The following is a 15333-nucleotide window of genomic DNA, read 5'->3' on the forward strand; positions in this document are numbered from 1 at the left end:
CTCTATCAGACCGTTTCCGGTTCCGATTTCCTCGGTGCTTTCCGGTCCGGCGCTTTCGCGCTTTCCCTTCCGGCGGTTCCGACTCTATCAGATCCTTTCGGGCCTGATTCCCAGTCAGCGGGGTTTGTCTTCCCGGCTGTTGGGCCGTTCCGACTCCCGAACTCTAGCGGATTTCCCGGGCGACTCATAATCGAGCCTCGAATTGAATTTCGGCATGCCGAAATTGTCTCCGGTGGGAGATCGTGCAGAGTTTGGTTGCCGCGTTTCAGCGGCGGGATCGGCTGTCGCAGAACCGTTCCGGCCCCGTGACAACTCGAAGAACCTTACGGACTCGGGAGGGGGGTGTCAACCCCCCTCCGCGGCCCCCGGGGCCGGTACTCAGTCCAGGTCGTTGAGGCGGCCGCCGGCGTCCGGCTGGTCCCGCTCCACCCTGCGCAGCAGGCGGATCAGCATCTCGCCGAGCGCGCCCCGCTCCTCGCTGCCGAGGTCCTGGAGCAGGTCCTCCTCGAAGGCGGTCGCCATGCGCATCGCCTCCAGCCACTTCGTACGGCCCTCGTCCGTCAGCTCGACGATGACGCGCACCCGGTTGTTCTCGTCGCGGTCGCGCGTGACCAGGCCCTCGCCCGCCATGCGGTCGATGCGGTGGGTCATCGCGGCCGGAGTGAGGCCCAGGCGCTTGGCCAGCTCGCCGGGGCCCAGTCGGTACGGGGCTCCGGAGAGGACCAGGTGCTTGAGCACCTCCCACTCCGCGTTGCTGATGCCGAGCGCGGCGACCTGGCGGCCGTACGCGACGTTCATGCGGCGGTTGAGGCGGCCCAGCGCCGAGACGACCTTCTCGACCTGGGGGTCGAGGTCCCGGAACTCCCGCTGATAGGCGGCGATCTGCTCGTCGAGCGTCGGCTCCTGATGAGGCATGTCCGGAGTATGGCACGGGACGCGTTGGCGTCTAAGTCCTTCTGTGTGTATTGTTAAGGTTCTAACTTTACTGTTGAAGTCTTCGGGCTTCAGGTCTTCAGGGTTGAGGTGAGTGTGACCAAGGCGATGGGCGCAGCGATGCGTCGGATCCAGGCGGGGAACGCGCTGAGCGCGTTCGGACTCGGATTCACCGTTCCGTATCTGTACGTCTACGTGGCGACGGTCCGCGGCCTCGGCTCCTTCTGGGCCGGGATCGTGCTCGGCGTCTTCGCCCTGGCCGCGCTCGTCGCCCTGCTCTTCACCGGCCGGGTCATCGACCGGCGCGGGCCGCTGCCCGTGCTGGTCGGTGCCGCGCTGCTGGCCGCCGTGGGCGCGATGTGCCTGGGGCTCGCCTCGAACCTGGTCGCCGTCGTCGCGTCGGCCGCGCTGCTCGGTGCCGGTACGGCCGTGATGCAGCCCGCGCTCGCCACGATGATCGTGTGGTGCTCCGGCGCCGCCTCCCGCACCCGGGCCTTCGCCACCCAGTTCTTCCTGCAGAACCTCGGCCTCGGCATCGGCGGCCTCTTCGGCGGGCAGATCGTCGACCAGGACCGGCCGGGCTCCTTCACCCTGCTCTTCGCCATCGAGTCCGGGATGTTCCTGGTGCTCGCGGCCATCGCGCTGTCCGTGAAGCTGCCGCAGGGCGCCTCCATCGGCGAGGCCCGCCCCGCGGGCAAGGGCGGCGGCGGCCTGCGCGCCGTGCTCGGGCACAAGGCGATGGTGCAGCTGTGCGTGCTGGGCTTCGTGCTGTTCTTCGCCTGCTACGGACAGTTCGAGTCGGGTCTCGCGGCGTACGGCACCGAGGCCGCCGGCATCGAGCCCTCGACGCTCGGCATCGCGCTGGCCGCCAACACCGCGGTCATCGTCGTCGCGCAGTTCCTGGTGCTGCGGTTCGTCGAGCGGCGCCGCCGCACCCGGGTGATCGCCGCCGTCGGTCTCATCTGGACCGTCGCGTGGATCTTCGCCGGGTACGCGGGCCTGGGCCACGGCAGCCAGGCCATGGCGACGGCCGCCTTCATCTCCACGTACGCGCTCTTCGGGCTCGGCGAGGCGATGCTGTCGCCGACCGTGGCACCGCTGGTCGCCGACCTGGCGCCCGAGTCCATGATCGGTCAGTACAACTCGGCGTTCGCGCTGGTCAAGCAGATGGCACTGGCGCTCGGCCCGTTCGTGGGCGGGCCGATGGGCGCGACGCTGCACGGGCCGTACATCGTCACCTTCATCCTGTTCTCGCTCGGGATCACCTTCCTGGCGCTGCGGCTCGGCAAGGGCCTCACCACCGCGCAGGACCACCCGGCGCTCGCGGCGAAGTCGCGGGTCGTGGCCGTGCACCAGCCGGCCGGGGAGGGCGAGAAGGTGGCTGCCGCCTAGGCCACCGTCCCACCCGCCCCTTCGGATTCGCCCTGCCGTGCCTCAGCGCGGCAGGGCGAACTCGCACCAGACCGCCTTGCCGCCGCCCGGTGTGCGGCGGCTGCCCCAGGACGAGGCGATCGTCGCGACGATGGAGATCCCGCGGCCCGCCTCGTCCGCCGGTTCCGCCCGGCGGCGGCGCGGCAGGTGGTCGTCGCCGTCCGTCACCTCGATGATCAGGCGGCGGTCCGTGCGGCGCAGCCGCAGCCGCATCGGGGGCGTGCCGTGCTGGAGCGAATTGGCGACCAGCTCGCTCGTCGCCAGGACCCCCAGGTCGTGCAGGTCGGGCGAGAAGCGCCAGGAGGCCAGGACCCCGGAGGCGAAGGCGCGGGCGCGCGGTGCCGCCTCGACCCCGCCGAGCAGGTCCAGCGCCGCGTTGTGGAACAGCTCCGCGCGCGATCCCGTGCGCGCGGGGTGCTGGAGGACCAGTACCGCCACGTCGTCGTCGTGCTCGGCGGTGACGCCCATCGAGCGGAGCAGCCGGTCGCAGACGACCTGCGGGGAGCCCTTCGCGCCGGAGAGCGCCGCCGCCAGGTCGGCGACCCCCTCGTCGATGTCCTGGCTGCGCCGCTCCACCAGGCCGTCCGTGTAGAGGACGGCCGTGGAGCCGGGCGGCAGGCCGATCGTGCCCGAGGTGTGGATCCAGCCGCCCGTGCCGAGCGGCGGGCCCGTCGGTTCGGCGGCGCGCTCGACCGTGCCGTCCTCGGCGCGGACCAGGATCGGCAGGTGGCCCGCCGACGCGTAGACCAGCCGGCCCTCGTTGGGGTCGTGCACCGCGTACACGCACGTGGCGATCTGGCTCGCGTCGATCTCCGACGCCAGGCCGTCCAGGAGCTGGAGCACTTCGTGCGGCGGGAGGTCCAGTCGGGCGTACGCCCTGACCGCCGTGCGGAGTTGGCCCATGACGGCCGCCGCGCGCACGCCCCGGCCCATCACGTCGCCGATGACCAGCGCCGTGCGGCCCGCGCCCAGCGTGATCACGTCGTACCAGTCGCCGCCGACCGCCGCGTCCGTGCCGCCCGGCTGGTAGGTGGCGGCCACCCTGAGGTCGTCCGGCTGCTCCAACTCCTGGGGCAGCAGGGATCTTTGGAGCGTGACGGCGGTCTCCTGGTGGCGCCGCTCGCTGGCCCGCAGCCGCTCGGCGGCGTCCGCGTGGTCCGTGACGTCCGCGGCGTGGATCAGCACGCCGCCACCCTCGGACGTGCCGGTGGGCGTGCAGGTGACGGTGTACGAGCCGTTGTCCTTGATCCGGCGGGACTTGACCGTGCGCGGCTTGCCGCTGCGCAGCACCTGGTCCATGAGCGGGAGCAGGCCGATCTCGGTCAGTTCGGGCATCGCGTCGGCGGCCGGGACGCCGGTCGGGCGGTCGCCGAACGCGGCCGCGTAGGCGTCGTTGACGTACGCGACGCGGTGCTCGGGGCCGTACACCAGGGCCACCAGGGCGGGGAGGCCGCCCAGGATCTCCCGTACGGACAGGGCCTCCAGCGACGGCAGCGCGGGCGCGGCGCCGCGCCCGCGCTTCGCCCCGGCTCCTGGGGCGGCGGGCGTGCCGTCGGCCGACGGGTCGGGGCCTTCGGCCTCCTTGCCGTACTCTCCGCGCGCCGCGGGCACGGAACCTCGGTCGTTCCGCGCGGCGGCGCGGCGCTGTGTTCCGGGGAGCCGGGCGCTCCAACGCGTGAAGTTCACGGATCTACTTGCCTCGTGGTGTCGCTGCTTGGCTGGATCACTCTGTGCAGGTGTGGTTCCACCTATGGTCACACGTCCAGTGTGACCGAGCACACTGACAGCCGCCCGCTGCCTGCTGCCGCCACCCGCTTCCGGGGCCCGTCGGGGCCGGTTCCGGGCTACTCGTCGTCGGGGCGTCCGGCCCGTTCGGGGCCCTGACCGGCGGGTCCGCCGGGCCCGCCGGGTTTTCCCCGGCCGCCCGCCGCCAATTCGAACTCGGCGCGCGGGTGTTCCAGCGATCCGAGCGAGACGATCTCGCGCTTGAAGAGGCCGGCGAGCGTCCACTCGGCGAGCACCCGGCACTTGCGGTTGAAGGTCGGGACGCGGCTCAGGTGGTAGGCGCGGTGCATGAACCAGGCCGGATATCCCTTGAGCTTGCGGCCGTAGACGTGCGCGACGCCCTTGTGCAGGCCGAGCGAGGCGACCGAGCCCACGTACGCGTGGCGGTACTCCTTGAGCGGCTTGCCGCGCACCGCGGCCGCGATGTTCTCCGCGAGCACCTTCGCCTGGCGCACCGCGTGCTGGGCGTTGGGCGCGCACTCCTTGTCCCGCTCCTCGGCGGTGAGGTCGGGCACGGCCGCCGCGTCGCCCGCCGCCCAGGCGTTCTCCACCCCGTCGACGGTGAGCTTCGCCGTGCAGCGCAGCCTGCCGCGTTCGTTGAGCGGCAGGTCGGTGGCGGCGAGGATCGGCGCGGGCTTGACGCCCGCCGTCCACACGACCGTGCGGGTCGGGAAGCGGGAGCCGTCGCTGAGCACGGCGACCCGGTCCTCGCAGGAGTCGAGGCGGGTGTCCAGGCGTACGTCGATGTTGCGGTTGCGCAGCTCGCGCACCGCGTACTTGCCCATCTTCTCGCCGACTTCGGGAAGGATCCGGCCGGTCGCCTCGACGAGGACCCACTTCAGGTCCTCGGGCTTGACGTTGTGGTAGTAGCGCGCGGTGTAGCGGGCCATGTCCTCCAGCTCGCCCAGCGCCTCGACGCCCGCGTAGCCGCCGCCGACGAAGACGAAGGTGAGCGCGGCGTCGCGGATCGCGGGGTCGCGGGTGGAGGAGGCGATGTCCATCTGCTCGATGACGTGGTTGCGCAGCCCGATGGCCTCCTCGACGGTCTTGAAGCCGATGCCGTAGTCGGCGAGGCCGGGGACCGGGAGGGTGCGGGAGATCGAACCCGGTGCGAGAACCAGATGGTCGTACGGGACGTCAACCGCGCCCGTCCCGTCCTCGGGTGAAGCGAGGGTGGTGACGGTGACGGTGCGCTTGGCGTGGTCGATCCGCTCCGCCTCCCCGATGAGGATGCGGCAGTCCCGCAGGACTCTGCGCAGCGGCACCACGACGTGGCGCGGGGAGATCGAGCCTGCCGCCGCTTCGGGCAGGAACGGCTGATAGGTCATGTACGGCTCGGGAGTGACCACGACGATCTCGGCCTCGCCGCGCTTGAGTTCCGGCTTCAGCTTCCGCTGGAGCCGGAGCGCGGTGTACATCCCGACGTAGCCGCCGCCGACAACGAGAATGCGCACGGGTTCCTTCACCATCCCATGACGCAACGGGTACGGCCGTTTGTCCACAGGCCCGACAAGATGTTGGGTCCCCCCTTGGCCTGAACCCCTCGGGTGACGGCCCGGACGGGTGGGAAAGGAGCGCAGGTCACGATGGGCGGGGCGGGTGAGGGCGGAGGGTGGAAACGGGAAGGTTCCGGTCCTTGCTCCGATCGGGGGGCGCACTGTGCGGAACTCCCCCCTTCTGTATTGACCTGGGCTCAACTATGTTCGTACCTCTCGGGGGTGTCGGATCCGAAAGGGGATCCGAACGGCCCCGGATGTCAGAGCGGGGAGGTCTCCGGGGGGAGGCCGTCATTACCGGGGGAACGCTTATGCACATTCAGGATTCGCATCCGCATTGGCAGGGTGCTGCCGCAACGCAGACGGGGCCGATCGCGGCCGCCGAAGGGAACGGACGCGCAGGAGTGGGACAGACCGTCCGCTCGGCACCGCTCAGGGTCGACGCCCAGCGCAATCTGGAGCACGTGCTCCGTGCCGCGCGCGAAGTGTTCGGCGAGCTGGGTTACGGGGCGCCGATGGAAGACGTGGCCCGCAGAGCGCGGGTCGGTGTCGGCACCGTCTACCGACGGTTCCCGAGCAAGGACGTACTGGTGCGGCGCATAGCCGAGGAGGAGACCTCCCGGCTGACCGAGCAGGCGCGTACGGCGCTGGGGCAGGAGGAGGAGCCCTGGTCGGCGCTCTCCCGCTTCCTGCGCACGTCGGTGGCGTCCGGCGCCGGACGGCTGCTGCCCCCGCAGGTGCTGCGGGTGGGCGTGGACGCGGAGGACGGCGAGCGGCTCGACGTCAGGGCCGACGAGGCGCGCGTGCCGCAGCAGCGGCAGCAGCCAGGACCCGACCTGCGGGTCGTCGGGCAGCGTCCGGCGCCGGACGCGGAGCTGGACGACGCGGGCGCGTCCGAGCTGCTGGAGGTCGTCGGCAGGCTGGTGGACCGGGCCAGGGAGGCCGGGCAGCTGCGCCCGGACGTGACGGTGGCGGACGTGCTGCTGGTGATCGCCACGGCGGCGCCCTCGCTGCCGGACCCGGCGCAGCAGGCGGCCGCGAGTTCGCGACTGCTCGACATCCTGCTGGAGGGGCTTCGGTCGCGGCCCTCGCAGGGGTCGTAGCCGCTGGTCGGACCTCGGAGCGTGGACGGGCGGGGCGTGCGACGGACGGAGGGCGGGATTCCGCCCCGTACCGGAGCACGTCCCGCTCGTCTGTTCGGAGCACCCAGCCTTCCCCGAATGGGTGACCGGTAGTGCTCCGATTCGGTAAGTCTCCCCGGATGAGTGATTGGCCGGTCGGGGGGTCTGGTGCGGTCGCGGTCCGTGGCACTCTTGGCCCGTGGTCTGGTCTGAGGGTGCGCATCGGGGGCTTCCGCTATGAGCGGTGAAGGACAGCGGGACGAGCCGCACCAGGGAGGCGACGCCCAGGTGCACGGCCAGGTGCCCAGCCAGGGCGGTACGCCCCAGGGGCCCGCCGCGGACCCGTCCCGCCCTTCGGACCCGGCGGACCCGTCGGGCTTCGAAGGGGGCGGCACCGTCCTGCCCGGCCCGTGGAGCGGTTCGGGCCAGGTGCCCGCGCAGCGCGAGGGCGTCACCGGCGAGCCGCTCGACGACCAGCCGCCCCGGGAGCGGCCCGACTACCGCAGCGACTACCGGCCGGCGCCCCGGACGGACGGGCGGCCCGGCGGACGACCGGACGGGCCGTCGGAGGGGCTGCCCGACGAGCAGGGCGAGGAGTCCGACGACCAGCAGGTCCCCGACTCCGAACTGATCCAGCTGATGCGCGGCGGCGACGACGGGGCGTACGAGGCCCTGTTCAGGCGCCACTCGGCGGCCGTGCGCCGCTACGCCCGTACGTGCTGCCGCGACGGGCACACCGCCGACGACCTCACCGCTGAGGTGTTCGCCCGCACCCTCCAGGCGGTGCGCGGCGGGGCGGGCCCCGAGTACGCCGTGCGGGCCTACCTGCTGACCACCGTGCGCCGGGTCGCGGCGGCCTGGACGAAGACCGCCAAACGGGAACAGCTGGTCGAGGACTTCGCGCTCTTCGCCGACCAGGCGGCCCGCTCCTCCTCGTCCGAGGTGTCCGACGAGGACACCCTGGAGCTGGGCGCCGACGTGCGGGCCATGCACGAGGCCGAGCGGTCGATGGCCATGCAGGCGTTCCGCTCGCTGCCCGAGCGCTGGCAGGCCGTGCTGTGGCACACCACCGTCGAGGACGAGTCGCCCAGCGAGGTCGCCCCGCTGTTCGGACTGACCGCCAACGCCACCGCCGTGCTCGCCAGCCGCGCCAGGGAGGGCCTGAAGCAGGCCTACCTCCAGGCGCACGTGAGCCAGGCCCTCACCGCGGGCGGCGACTGCGCGCGGTACGCGGACCGGCTCGGCGCCTATGCGCGCGGCGGCCTGCGGATGCGCGCCGAGCGCGGTCTGCGCAAGCACCTGGAGGAGTGCGCCAAGTGCCGCGAGGCCGCGGGCGAGCTGGCGCAGGTCAACACCGGGATTCCGGCGCTGGTGCCGATCGCGGTCATCGGCTGGTTCGGGGTCGGCGGCGCCGCGAAGGGCGCGGGGCTGCTGGTCGGCGGCGTGGGCGCGGCGGGCGCCGCGGGCGCCGGCGCGGGTGCCGCGGCGGCGAGCGGCGGCTCGGGGGCGACGTCGGGCGCGACGGGCGGCGCCGCCGCCGCCGAGGGCGTCGGGACTCCCGTGAAGATCGGTATCGCGGCCGTGGTCGCCGCCGCCGCCACCGCGGCGGCGTGGGCGCTCACGGGCGGCGACGGCAAGCCGCCGGAACAGCCGCACGCCGCGCCGCCGCCCGTCGTGCAGTCCGCCGATCCCGCGCCCGTCGTGCCCAAGCCGAAGCCCAAGCCGCCGCCCCCTCCTGCCCCGGCCCCTGCCCCGGCGCCCGAGCCCGCGCCCGAGCCGCCCAAGCCCCGGCCGAAGCCCACCCCCAGGGCCACGCCCACGCCGACCCCTCCGGCGCCCGAGCCGAAGCCCAAGCCGACGCCCACGCCGTCCGCGCCGAAGCCGCGGCCCACGCCGACGCCCACGCCTCCCCCGCCTCCGCCTCCGCCGTCCAAGCCCGCGGTCTACCAGGTCAACCGGCTCGGCTACTCGATCTTCGGCGACCACACGGGTCCCGAGCTGGTGCTCGGCGAGAGCAGCTGGGTCTGGCAGCGCCGGGGCATGTCGATCAACGAGGTGCGGTACGCGCACGGCGTGACCGTGCACTCGGACTCCTCCGTGACCATCGAGCTGAACCGCCAGTGCTCCACCTACGAGGCGATGGCCGGGATCGACGACATGACGATGGGCCTGGGCGCGGTGCGCTTCGCCGTCTACGGCGGGGACGGGACGCGGCTGTGGCGGTCCGGTGTGGTGCGCGGCGGCGACCCGGCCGTGCCGGTGCGGGTCGGGATCAGGGGCCAGAAGAAGATCCGGCTCGTGGTGGAGTCGCACACGCCGTTCGACACGGTGGCGATGGCGGACTGGGCGCAGTCACAGATCACCTGTGGTTGAGGAACGCGTCATCTGCGGCTGAGGAGCGGACCGCCCACTGCCGAGGAGCGGAACGCCTACGGCTGGGGAGCCGAAGGCCTACGGCTGGGGAGCCGAACGGTCACTCGTCGTCCAGGCCGAGTACGGCGCTGAGGAGCGAGTCCACTTCCTGGACCGTCAACCGGGCCCCCTTCGCGCGCTCCTCCTCGTACTCCTCCGTCGACAGCCGTTCCCTGAGGCCCGCCTCCGTCGCGCGCACCCGGTTCTCCTCCATGGCGAAGCGCGGACAGTCGCCCGTCACGCGCCAGGAGTCGGCGGCCGCCAGCAGGCGCACCGCCACGCGGTGCTCGCCGAGCACGGTGAGCACGGCCGCGGCGTTCTCCGCGAGATGGGCGGTGAAGATCTCGGCGCAGTTGTGGACGTGCGCGTCGCGCAGGGCTCGCGTGATCCGCCGCGCCCCTTCCTTCGGCTCCCCCGTGGCCGCGACGACCGCGCCTTCGAGACCGTCCAGCATGACGACGAAGTGGGCGGGCGGGGTGCCCAACGCCAGGTCGCGGCGGGCCTCCTGGACCAGTTGCCTGGCCTTCGCGCTGTCGCCGCGCTCGTGGGCGATGGCCGCGCGCAGGAACCGCGTGAAGGAGTGCATGTCCTGTACGCCGTACTGTTCGGCGTCCACGGCCGTCTCTTCCAGCAGCCGTTCGGCGCTCTCCAGATCGCCCGCGCGGAAGTCGACCTCGGCGAGGCGCGCCTTCAGGGACGTGCGCTCGCCGTGCGCGCCGATCTCCAGTGCGAGGCGCAGCCCTTCCTCGTAGGCGGCGCGCGCCTCCTGGCTGTGGCCGCGCGTCATCGCCGCCTCCGCGATCGCGGAGGCCACCTGGGCGCGCATCCAGCGGTCGCCCACGCGGCCGGAGAGTTCGGCGAGCTCGGCGAGGTCCCGGTCGACCTGGAAGAGGCCGCCGGGGGTGTCCACGCCGACGTGGGCGCGGAGCATCAGGGAGGTGCAGAGCTCCCAGTCCCCGCCGTACTCGCGGCAGTTGTCGACGCTGGCGTCGAGGTAGGCCTTGACGACGCCCGGCACGCCCGAGACGAAGGCCGCGAACGGCCAGAGCAGGCCGGGGAAGGTCGCGGAGTGCCGGCCGGGGCGGGCGAAGACGGTGAAGACCCTGGCGATGAGCGCCTGGCTCTCGGGGTTCTTCATGTCGTGGTTCGGGGCGGTCTCCATCATCAGGTGGAACTGCACCATGCGCAGCCGCATGCGGGGCCAGAAGCGGGGGTCGGTCTCCCCCGGGTCCGGCACCCCGCCCCCTGGCCCCCGCGGCTCCCCGGGGGCCCGTGCGGTGGAGCCCGCGCCGAAGCGCGTGGTGTCGTCGAAGCCGGGGGGCAGCTCGGGGTCGGGGCCGAGCGCGACGACCCGGGCGAGCCAGGCGTCGCCCTCCAACCGGTAGTTGCGCAGCCACCAGAACCAGCCCATGGCGAGGGCGATCCTGGTGGCGAGCGGCTCGTCGCGGCCCTCCACGGCACGGTGGAGCGCCGCCCTGATGTTGTCCAGGTCGGTTTCGAGCCGCTGTATCCAAGGGAGTTGGCGCTCGCTGCGCAGGAGCGGATCGGCCGTCTCGGCGAGGGCGGTGAAGTGCTCGGCGTGCGCGCGTTCCGCGGCGGCGCGGGCGGCCGGGTCCTCGGCGGCGCGCTCGGCCGCGTACTCGTGGATGGTCTCCAGCATCCGGTAGCGCATCCCGGTGCCGTCCGGCGCGGGCGCGGCGACCAGGAGGGACTTGTCGACGAGCGAGGAGAGGTGGTCCAGCGCGAAGGACCCGGTCACCGCCTCCGCCGCCGCCAGGTCACAGCCGCCCGCGAAGACCGACAGCGCGGCGAGCGCACGGCGCTCGTCCGCGTCCAGCAGCTCCCACGACCAGTCCACCACCGCCCGCAGCGTCTGCTGCCGGGGCAGCACCGTACGGCTCCCCGACGTCAACAACCGGAAACGGTCGTCCAGACGGTCCGCGATCTGCCGCAGCGTCAAGTGCCGCAACCGGGCCGCCGCCAACTCGATCGCCAGCGGCAGACCGTCCAGACGACGACAGATCTCGGCGATCGCCTCGCGGGCCGGGGCGGTGCCGGAGTCCAGGCCGGGCAGCACGGCGCGGGCGCGCTCGACGAAGAGGCGGTGCGCGGGGTCCGGCGGCAGCGGCTCGATGGGGCGCACCGACTCCCCCGGTACGCCGAGGGGTTCGCGGCTCGTGGCGAGGACGCGGAGTCCGGGGCAGCGCGTGAGCAGGGTCTGCGCGAGGTCGGCGGCCGCGCCGATCACGTGCTCGCAGTTGTCCAGGACCAGGAGGGCGGGGCGGCGTTTGAAGTGTTCGACGAGCTGGAGGACGGGGTCGTCCTGGACCGGGGCCTCCTCCCGGGCCGTCAGCACGGTTTCGCGCAGTCCTATCGCGGAGAGCACGGCGGCGGGCACGGCGGACGGGTCGTCGAGCGGGGCGAGTTCGGCGAGCCAGGCGACCGGGTGGTCGGGGGCGGCGGCGGACTCCTCGGCCAGCCGCGTCTTCCCCGATCCGCCGGGCCCGGTGAGGGTGACGAGGCGGGCGGCGGTGAGGGCGGCGCGGATGGCGGCGATCTCGGGCTCGCGGCCGACGAAGCTCGTGAGACGGGGGCGGAGGTTGCCCTGGAGGGGGGCGGGCGCATGGGGGTCGGTCCTTCGGCTCGCGGTCGCCCGGGGGCGTGGCCTGCGGGCCGGGGGCCGGGCTCGGGCTCGGGGGCGAGCAGTTGGCGGTGGAGTTCCTTGAGTTCCGGGCCCGGGTCGGTGCCCAGCGCGTCCGCGAGGGTGCGGCGCGCGTGCTCGTACGCGGCGAGGGCGTCGGCCGTGCGGTGCTCCGCGCGCAGGGCGCGGATCCGTTGGGCGTGGAAGGGCTCGTCGTACGGGTGGGCCGCGACCAGTTCGTGCAGTTCGGGTACGAGGCCGTGTACGGCGCCGCGCGCGAGGTCCGCCTCGATGCGGTGCCGTACGGCAGCCGTGCGTCGCGCCTCGGGGCGCACGGCCTGGTCCCTGGCCTCGGGAAGGTCGGCGAGCGCGGGGCCGCGCCAGAGCGCGAGGGCGGTGCGCAGGGTTCGGGCGGCGGAATCGGGGCGCCCCGCGGTGAGTTCGTCGGCGCCCTCTCGGGCGAGGCGTTCGAACTCGTACAGGTCGACGTCGGCCGGGGCGGCGGTGAGGCGGTAGCCGCCCGGCGTCATCGTGACGCGGTCCTTGCCGATGGCGCGGCGCAGGCGGCCCACGAGGGCCTGGAGCGCGGCGGGGGCGTCGGCCGGGGGGTCGGCGGGGTCCGTGCCCCAGATGTCGTCCACGAGCTCGTGGACCGCCACCGGGCGGCCGGGACGGAGGGCCAGGGCGGTGAGCAGAGCGCGGAGACGGGGGCCGCCGAGGGGGATGGCGGTGCCGTGGGCGTCGTGCGCTTCTGTGGTGCCGAGGATGAGGTACTGCACGGGGCCATTGTGGGGCCCGTGCCCCGCGGGCGGTTCGCCTGGCGGCGGGCCGGGCGGGGGCTGGGTGGCGGGCCCGCCCGGGGTGCGTGGGTACGTTGCGCGTGTGCCCCACCCTCGCGCAGTTCCCCGCGCCCCTGACGGGGCCCGTTCGCACCGGGATCGTATGGGTACCCCGGGGTGGGGGTCGGAAGGGTGCTCCCCGCAGGAGCACGAGCCAAGACCCGGGTTATCCAGGACTAGAAACGGCCACGGCTCGTGATCCGAGGAGTGCACCCTGGAGCGCCCCCGACCCCCCGGGCAACCAACCCATGACCGGATCACCCCATCCCCCTAGGGGCGCGGGGAACTGCGCAAAAAACGGCACCCCCGGGCAACGGGACCCCAACAAGGACCCCGCACCCCATGCCGCGCAAAAGACGGCACCCCGAGGCAACGGGACCCCAAAAGGACCCCGCACCCCTCCCCCCACCTACCGCTGAAGCGTCGGCCTCGGCGGCACGCCTGCCGCCACCGCCCTCTGCCGCGGCGCCGCCGTCCCCGTCCAGCACGTCCCCCTGCGGGCCAGCAGCCTGTTGAGCCACAGCTCCGTCGCGACCAGGTCCGCCAGACCCTCCAGCGCCTCGCCCTCCGTCGCGGCGCGCAGTGCCCTGCGTACCGTACGGGCGTCGATGAGGCCCGCGTCCGCGAGCAGCGGTGCCGCGAAGAGGTCCATCAGGGGCTGGAGGGAGGCGCGCAGGCCGAGGCGGGCGGGAACCGAGGAGGAGACCGGTGACGCCGCGCCCCAGCCGGACGGCAGGTCGTGGATGCCCGCGCCCGCCAGCACGGTGCGCAGGATCGCGGGCCGGGCGCCGGGCTGGACGCGCAGGGACTCGGGCAGGTCGCGCGCGGCCCGCACCACCTGGTTGTCCAGGAAGGGCGCGTGGACGCGCTGGCTGCGGACCTCGGCGGCCTGTTCGAGGATCCGGTGGTCCGCGGCGAGCCGCGCGAGGGCCGAGCGGGCGCGTGCCTCTCCGGGCCGCTGCACGGAGGTGGGGCGGGTCGCCGCGACGGTGAGACGTATCGATACTTCCGCGAGCGCCTCACTGGTGAGGAACCGCGCCGCGGGGCCGGGCCTGGACCACGTGAGCGCCGCGAGGGACGAGGCGAGCGGCCCCGAAGGAGGGTCGGTCTCGCCGTACGCCGCGAGGTGCGCCGCCGCCTCCTCCAGGCCGCTGCGGTACGACGTACGGGCCAGGCGGCGCGCCGCGCGGTAGAGCGTGAAGGGCACCAGGAGCGCGTGCGGGGAGGGCGGTTCGGCCTTGGCGAGTGCCGTCGCGGGGCGCAGCAGGTGGCGTCGGCGGCGGTCCATGAGGAGGTCGGCGAGGCGCGCCGGGTGCGCGTCCAGGACTTCGCGGGCGCCGTGGCCGGTGAAGTGGTCGGCGCTGCCCGCGGACAGGCGCCTGCGGTGGCGCTCGGTGGTGACCAGGGACGGCGAGGGCTCGTCGGTGAGCGGGCCGCTCTCCAGCGCGGCGTACGGCAGGGCCTCTTCGCCCGCCGCGACGACGACGTGGTGCAGGCGCGGGTTGGCTGCGATGGCGCCCGCCCGTTCCAGTTCTGGTTCGTGGCCGCGGCTGGTGAGGTCGTTGAAGGTGACGGCGACGAGGCGTTCGCCCGCGCCCGTGCCGTGGCCGAGCGGGGTGCCGGGCAGCCCGGGGAGTCCGGCGGCCAGGAGCGCGAGGGTGCCGGACGCACTGCCGCCCGACAGGTCGGCGCCGATCCCGGGGACGGGTCCGCCCCCTCGGGCGGCGCGGCGCTCCGCGGGGCCCCAGCCGGGGATGGGGCCCGTTTCGGGGGCGGGGGCCGCCTCGGGGGCGTGGCGGGGCGCGGTGAGGCGGGCGCGTACGGAGTCCAGGAGGGCGTCGCGGAAGCCGTCCACGGCCCGCTCGGGGTCGAGTTGGGGCGCGGCGACGGCGAGGGAGGCGACCGGTTCGTAGCCGGTGACCTCGCGGGAGCCCTCGCGGAGGATGAGGGCGTGGCCCGGCGGGATGCGCTTGACGCCTTCGTACGGGGTGGAGTCGCCGGCCGCCTCCGGGGTGTCGGGGCAGGCGAGCAGGGCGGCCAGATGGCCGATGTCGAGCTGCGCCTCGATGAGGTCGGCGAGCGGCAGGGCCGCGGTGGCGTAGGCGGTGCCGCCCGCCCAAGGGGTGTAGAAGACGGGGCGGGCGCCCGCCAGGTCTCCTACGACGGTGACCCTGCGGCCCACCTGGACCACCGCCGTATAGCTGCCGGACCAGGCGGTGAGGTGGCGCAGGGCGCCGCCGCGCGCGGCGAACAGGCCCAGGCGCAGCTGTTCGTCGCTGGCGCCGCAGCAGCCGAGTACGGCGAGGCGCGCGTCGGGCGCGCCCTCGATGGAGGTGACGCGGACCTCGTCGGCCCGCCAGTCGCCGACGGCCCAGAGGGGATCGGGGTCGCCCCACAGGAGTTGGGCGCCCACGGGGTGGACGGTGCGGCCCTCGTCGTCGCCGCCGACCGCGCCCGCGCTGCCCGGCGCTCCGAATCTCGCGGCGACGCTGCTCCACCCCACCAGCCACCGCATCGCCGCCTCCACAGCCTGTGGACAGAACTTCGGGCGGACGGCCTCGTCGTCCGGGCGGCCGTCACGCACCGTTGGGGAACATGCTGCCACGACTACGGCGCGCAGGGAGGGCCCGGGTAGCGTGCACGCCTTGTGAACGCGCCCCCGGGCGTGGCCATTT

7 protein-coding genes and 1 pseudogene are annotated in these 15333 nt (G+C 73.9%); 3 read left to right on the plus strand and 5 right to left on the minus strand.

The window, feature by feature from the left end; genetic code table 11:
* Positions 1-378: 378 nt before the first annotated feature.
* Entirely contained in the window at positions 379-915 is a 537-nt protein-coding gene (locus tag ACIBNE_RS11370; RefSeq protein ID WP_399271294.1) for a MarR family winged helix-turn-helix transcriptional regulator, read from the minus strand.
* 126 nt (positions 916-1041) lie between these two features.
* On the opposite strand from ACIBNE_RS11370, the gene ACIBNE_RS11375 reads away from it, so the two are divergent.
* Positions 1042-2325 carry an MFS transporter gene (locus ACIBNE_RS11375; RefSeq protein WP_399271651.1) on the plus strand — a complete coding sequence of 428 codons (1284 nt, stop codon included), beginning with the start codon at positions 1042-1044 and terminating at the stop codon, positions 2323-2325.
* A gap of 42 nt (positions 2326-2367) precedes the next feature.
* On the opposite strand, the gene ACIBNE_RS11380 is transcribed toward ACIBNE_RS11375, so the two are convergent.
* Both ACIBNE_RS11380 and ACIBNE_RS11385 read right to left on the minus strand, forming a co-directional pair.
* Entirely contained in the window at positions 2368-4050 is a 1683-nt protein-coding gene (locus tag ACIBNE_RS11380) for a SpoIIE family protein phosphatase (protein ID WP_399271295.1), read from the minus strand.
* 158 nt (positions 4051-4208) lie between these two features.
* Positions 4209-5618 carry an NAD(P)/FAD-dependent oxidoreductase gene (locus ACIBNE_RS11385; RefSeq protein WP_399271296.1) on the minus strand — a complete coding sequence of 470 codons (1410 nt, stop codon included), beginning with the start codon at positions 5616-5618 and terminating at the stop codon, positions 4209-4211.
* A 338-nt stretch (positions 5619-5956) separates the two neighbouring features.
* Between ACIBNE_RS11385 and ACIBNE_RS11390 the strand changes: the two genes are divergently transcribed.
* Positions 5957-6748 carry a TetR/AcrR family transcriptional regulator gene (locus ACIBNE_RS11390; RefSeq protein ID WP_399271297.1) on the plus strand — a complete coding sequence of 264 codons (792 nt, stop codon included), beginning with the start codon at positions 5957-5959 and terminating at the stop codon, positions 6746-6748.
* 255 nt (positions 6749-7003) lie between these two features.
* The gene (locus tag ACIBNE_RS11395; RefSeq protein ID WP_399271298.1) at positions 7004-9139 is read left to right on the plus strand and encodes a sigma-70 family RNA polymerase sigma factor; all 2136 of its coding nucleotides are present in this window, start codon (positions 7004-7006) and stop codon (positions 9137-9139) included.
* A gap of 100 nt (positions 9140-9239) precedes the next feature.
* On the opposite strand, the pseudogene ACIBNE_RS11400 reads toward ACIBNE_RS11395, so the two are convergent.
* Both ACIBNE_RS11400 and ACIBNE_RS11405 read right to left on the minus strand, forming a co-directional pair.
* Positions 9240-12598: pseudogene (locus ACIBNE_RS11400) on the minus strand (AfsR/SARP family transcriptional regulator).
* 469 nt (positions 12599-13067) lie between these two features.
* Positions 13068-15173, minus strand: coding sequence for an asparagine synthase-related protein (locus tag ACIBNE_RS11405; RefSeq protein WP_399271652.1), 2106 nt, complete (start codon positions 15171-15173; stop codon positions 13068-13070).
* Between the last annotated feature and the right edge of the window lie 160 nt (positions 15174-15333).

This window comes from Streptomyces sp. NPDC050504 (assembly GCF_044458065.1).
Lineage (GTDB): Bacteria > Actinomycetota > Actinomycetes > Streptomycetales > Streptomycetaceae > Streptomyces.

Coding starts and splice junctions, on each gene's coding strand:
- ACIBNE_RS11370 (WP_399271294.1), bottom strand. CDS start 915: ATGCCTCATCAGGAGCCGACGCTCGACGAGCAGATCGCCGCCTATCAG.
- ACIBNE_RS11375 (WP_399271651.1), top strand. CDS start 1,042: ATGGGCGCAGCGATGCGTCGGATCCAGGCGGGGAACGCGCTGAGCGCG.
- ACIBNE_RS11385 (WP_399271296.1), bottom strand. CDS start 5,618: ATGGTGAAGGAACCCGTGCGCATTCTCGTTGTCGGCGGCGGCTACGTC.
- ACIBNE_RS11390 (WP_399271297.1), top strand. CDS start 5,957: ATGCACATTCAGGATTCGCATCCGCATTGGCAGGGTGCTGCCGCAACG.
- ACIBNE_RS11395 (WP_399271298.1), top strand. CDS start 7,004: ATGAGCGGTGAAGGACAGCGGGACGAGCCGCACCAGGGAGGCGACGCC.
- ACIBNE_RS11405 (WP_399271652.1), bottom strand. CDS start 15,173: ATGCGGTGGCTGGTGGGGTGGAGCAGCGTCGCCGCGAGATTCGGAGCG.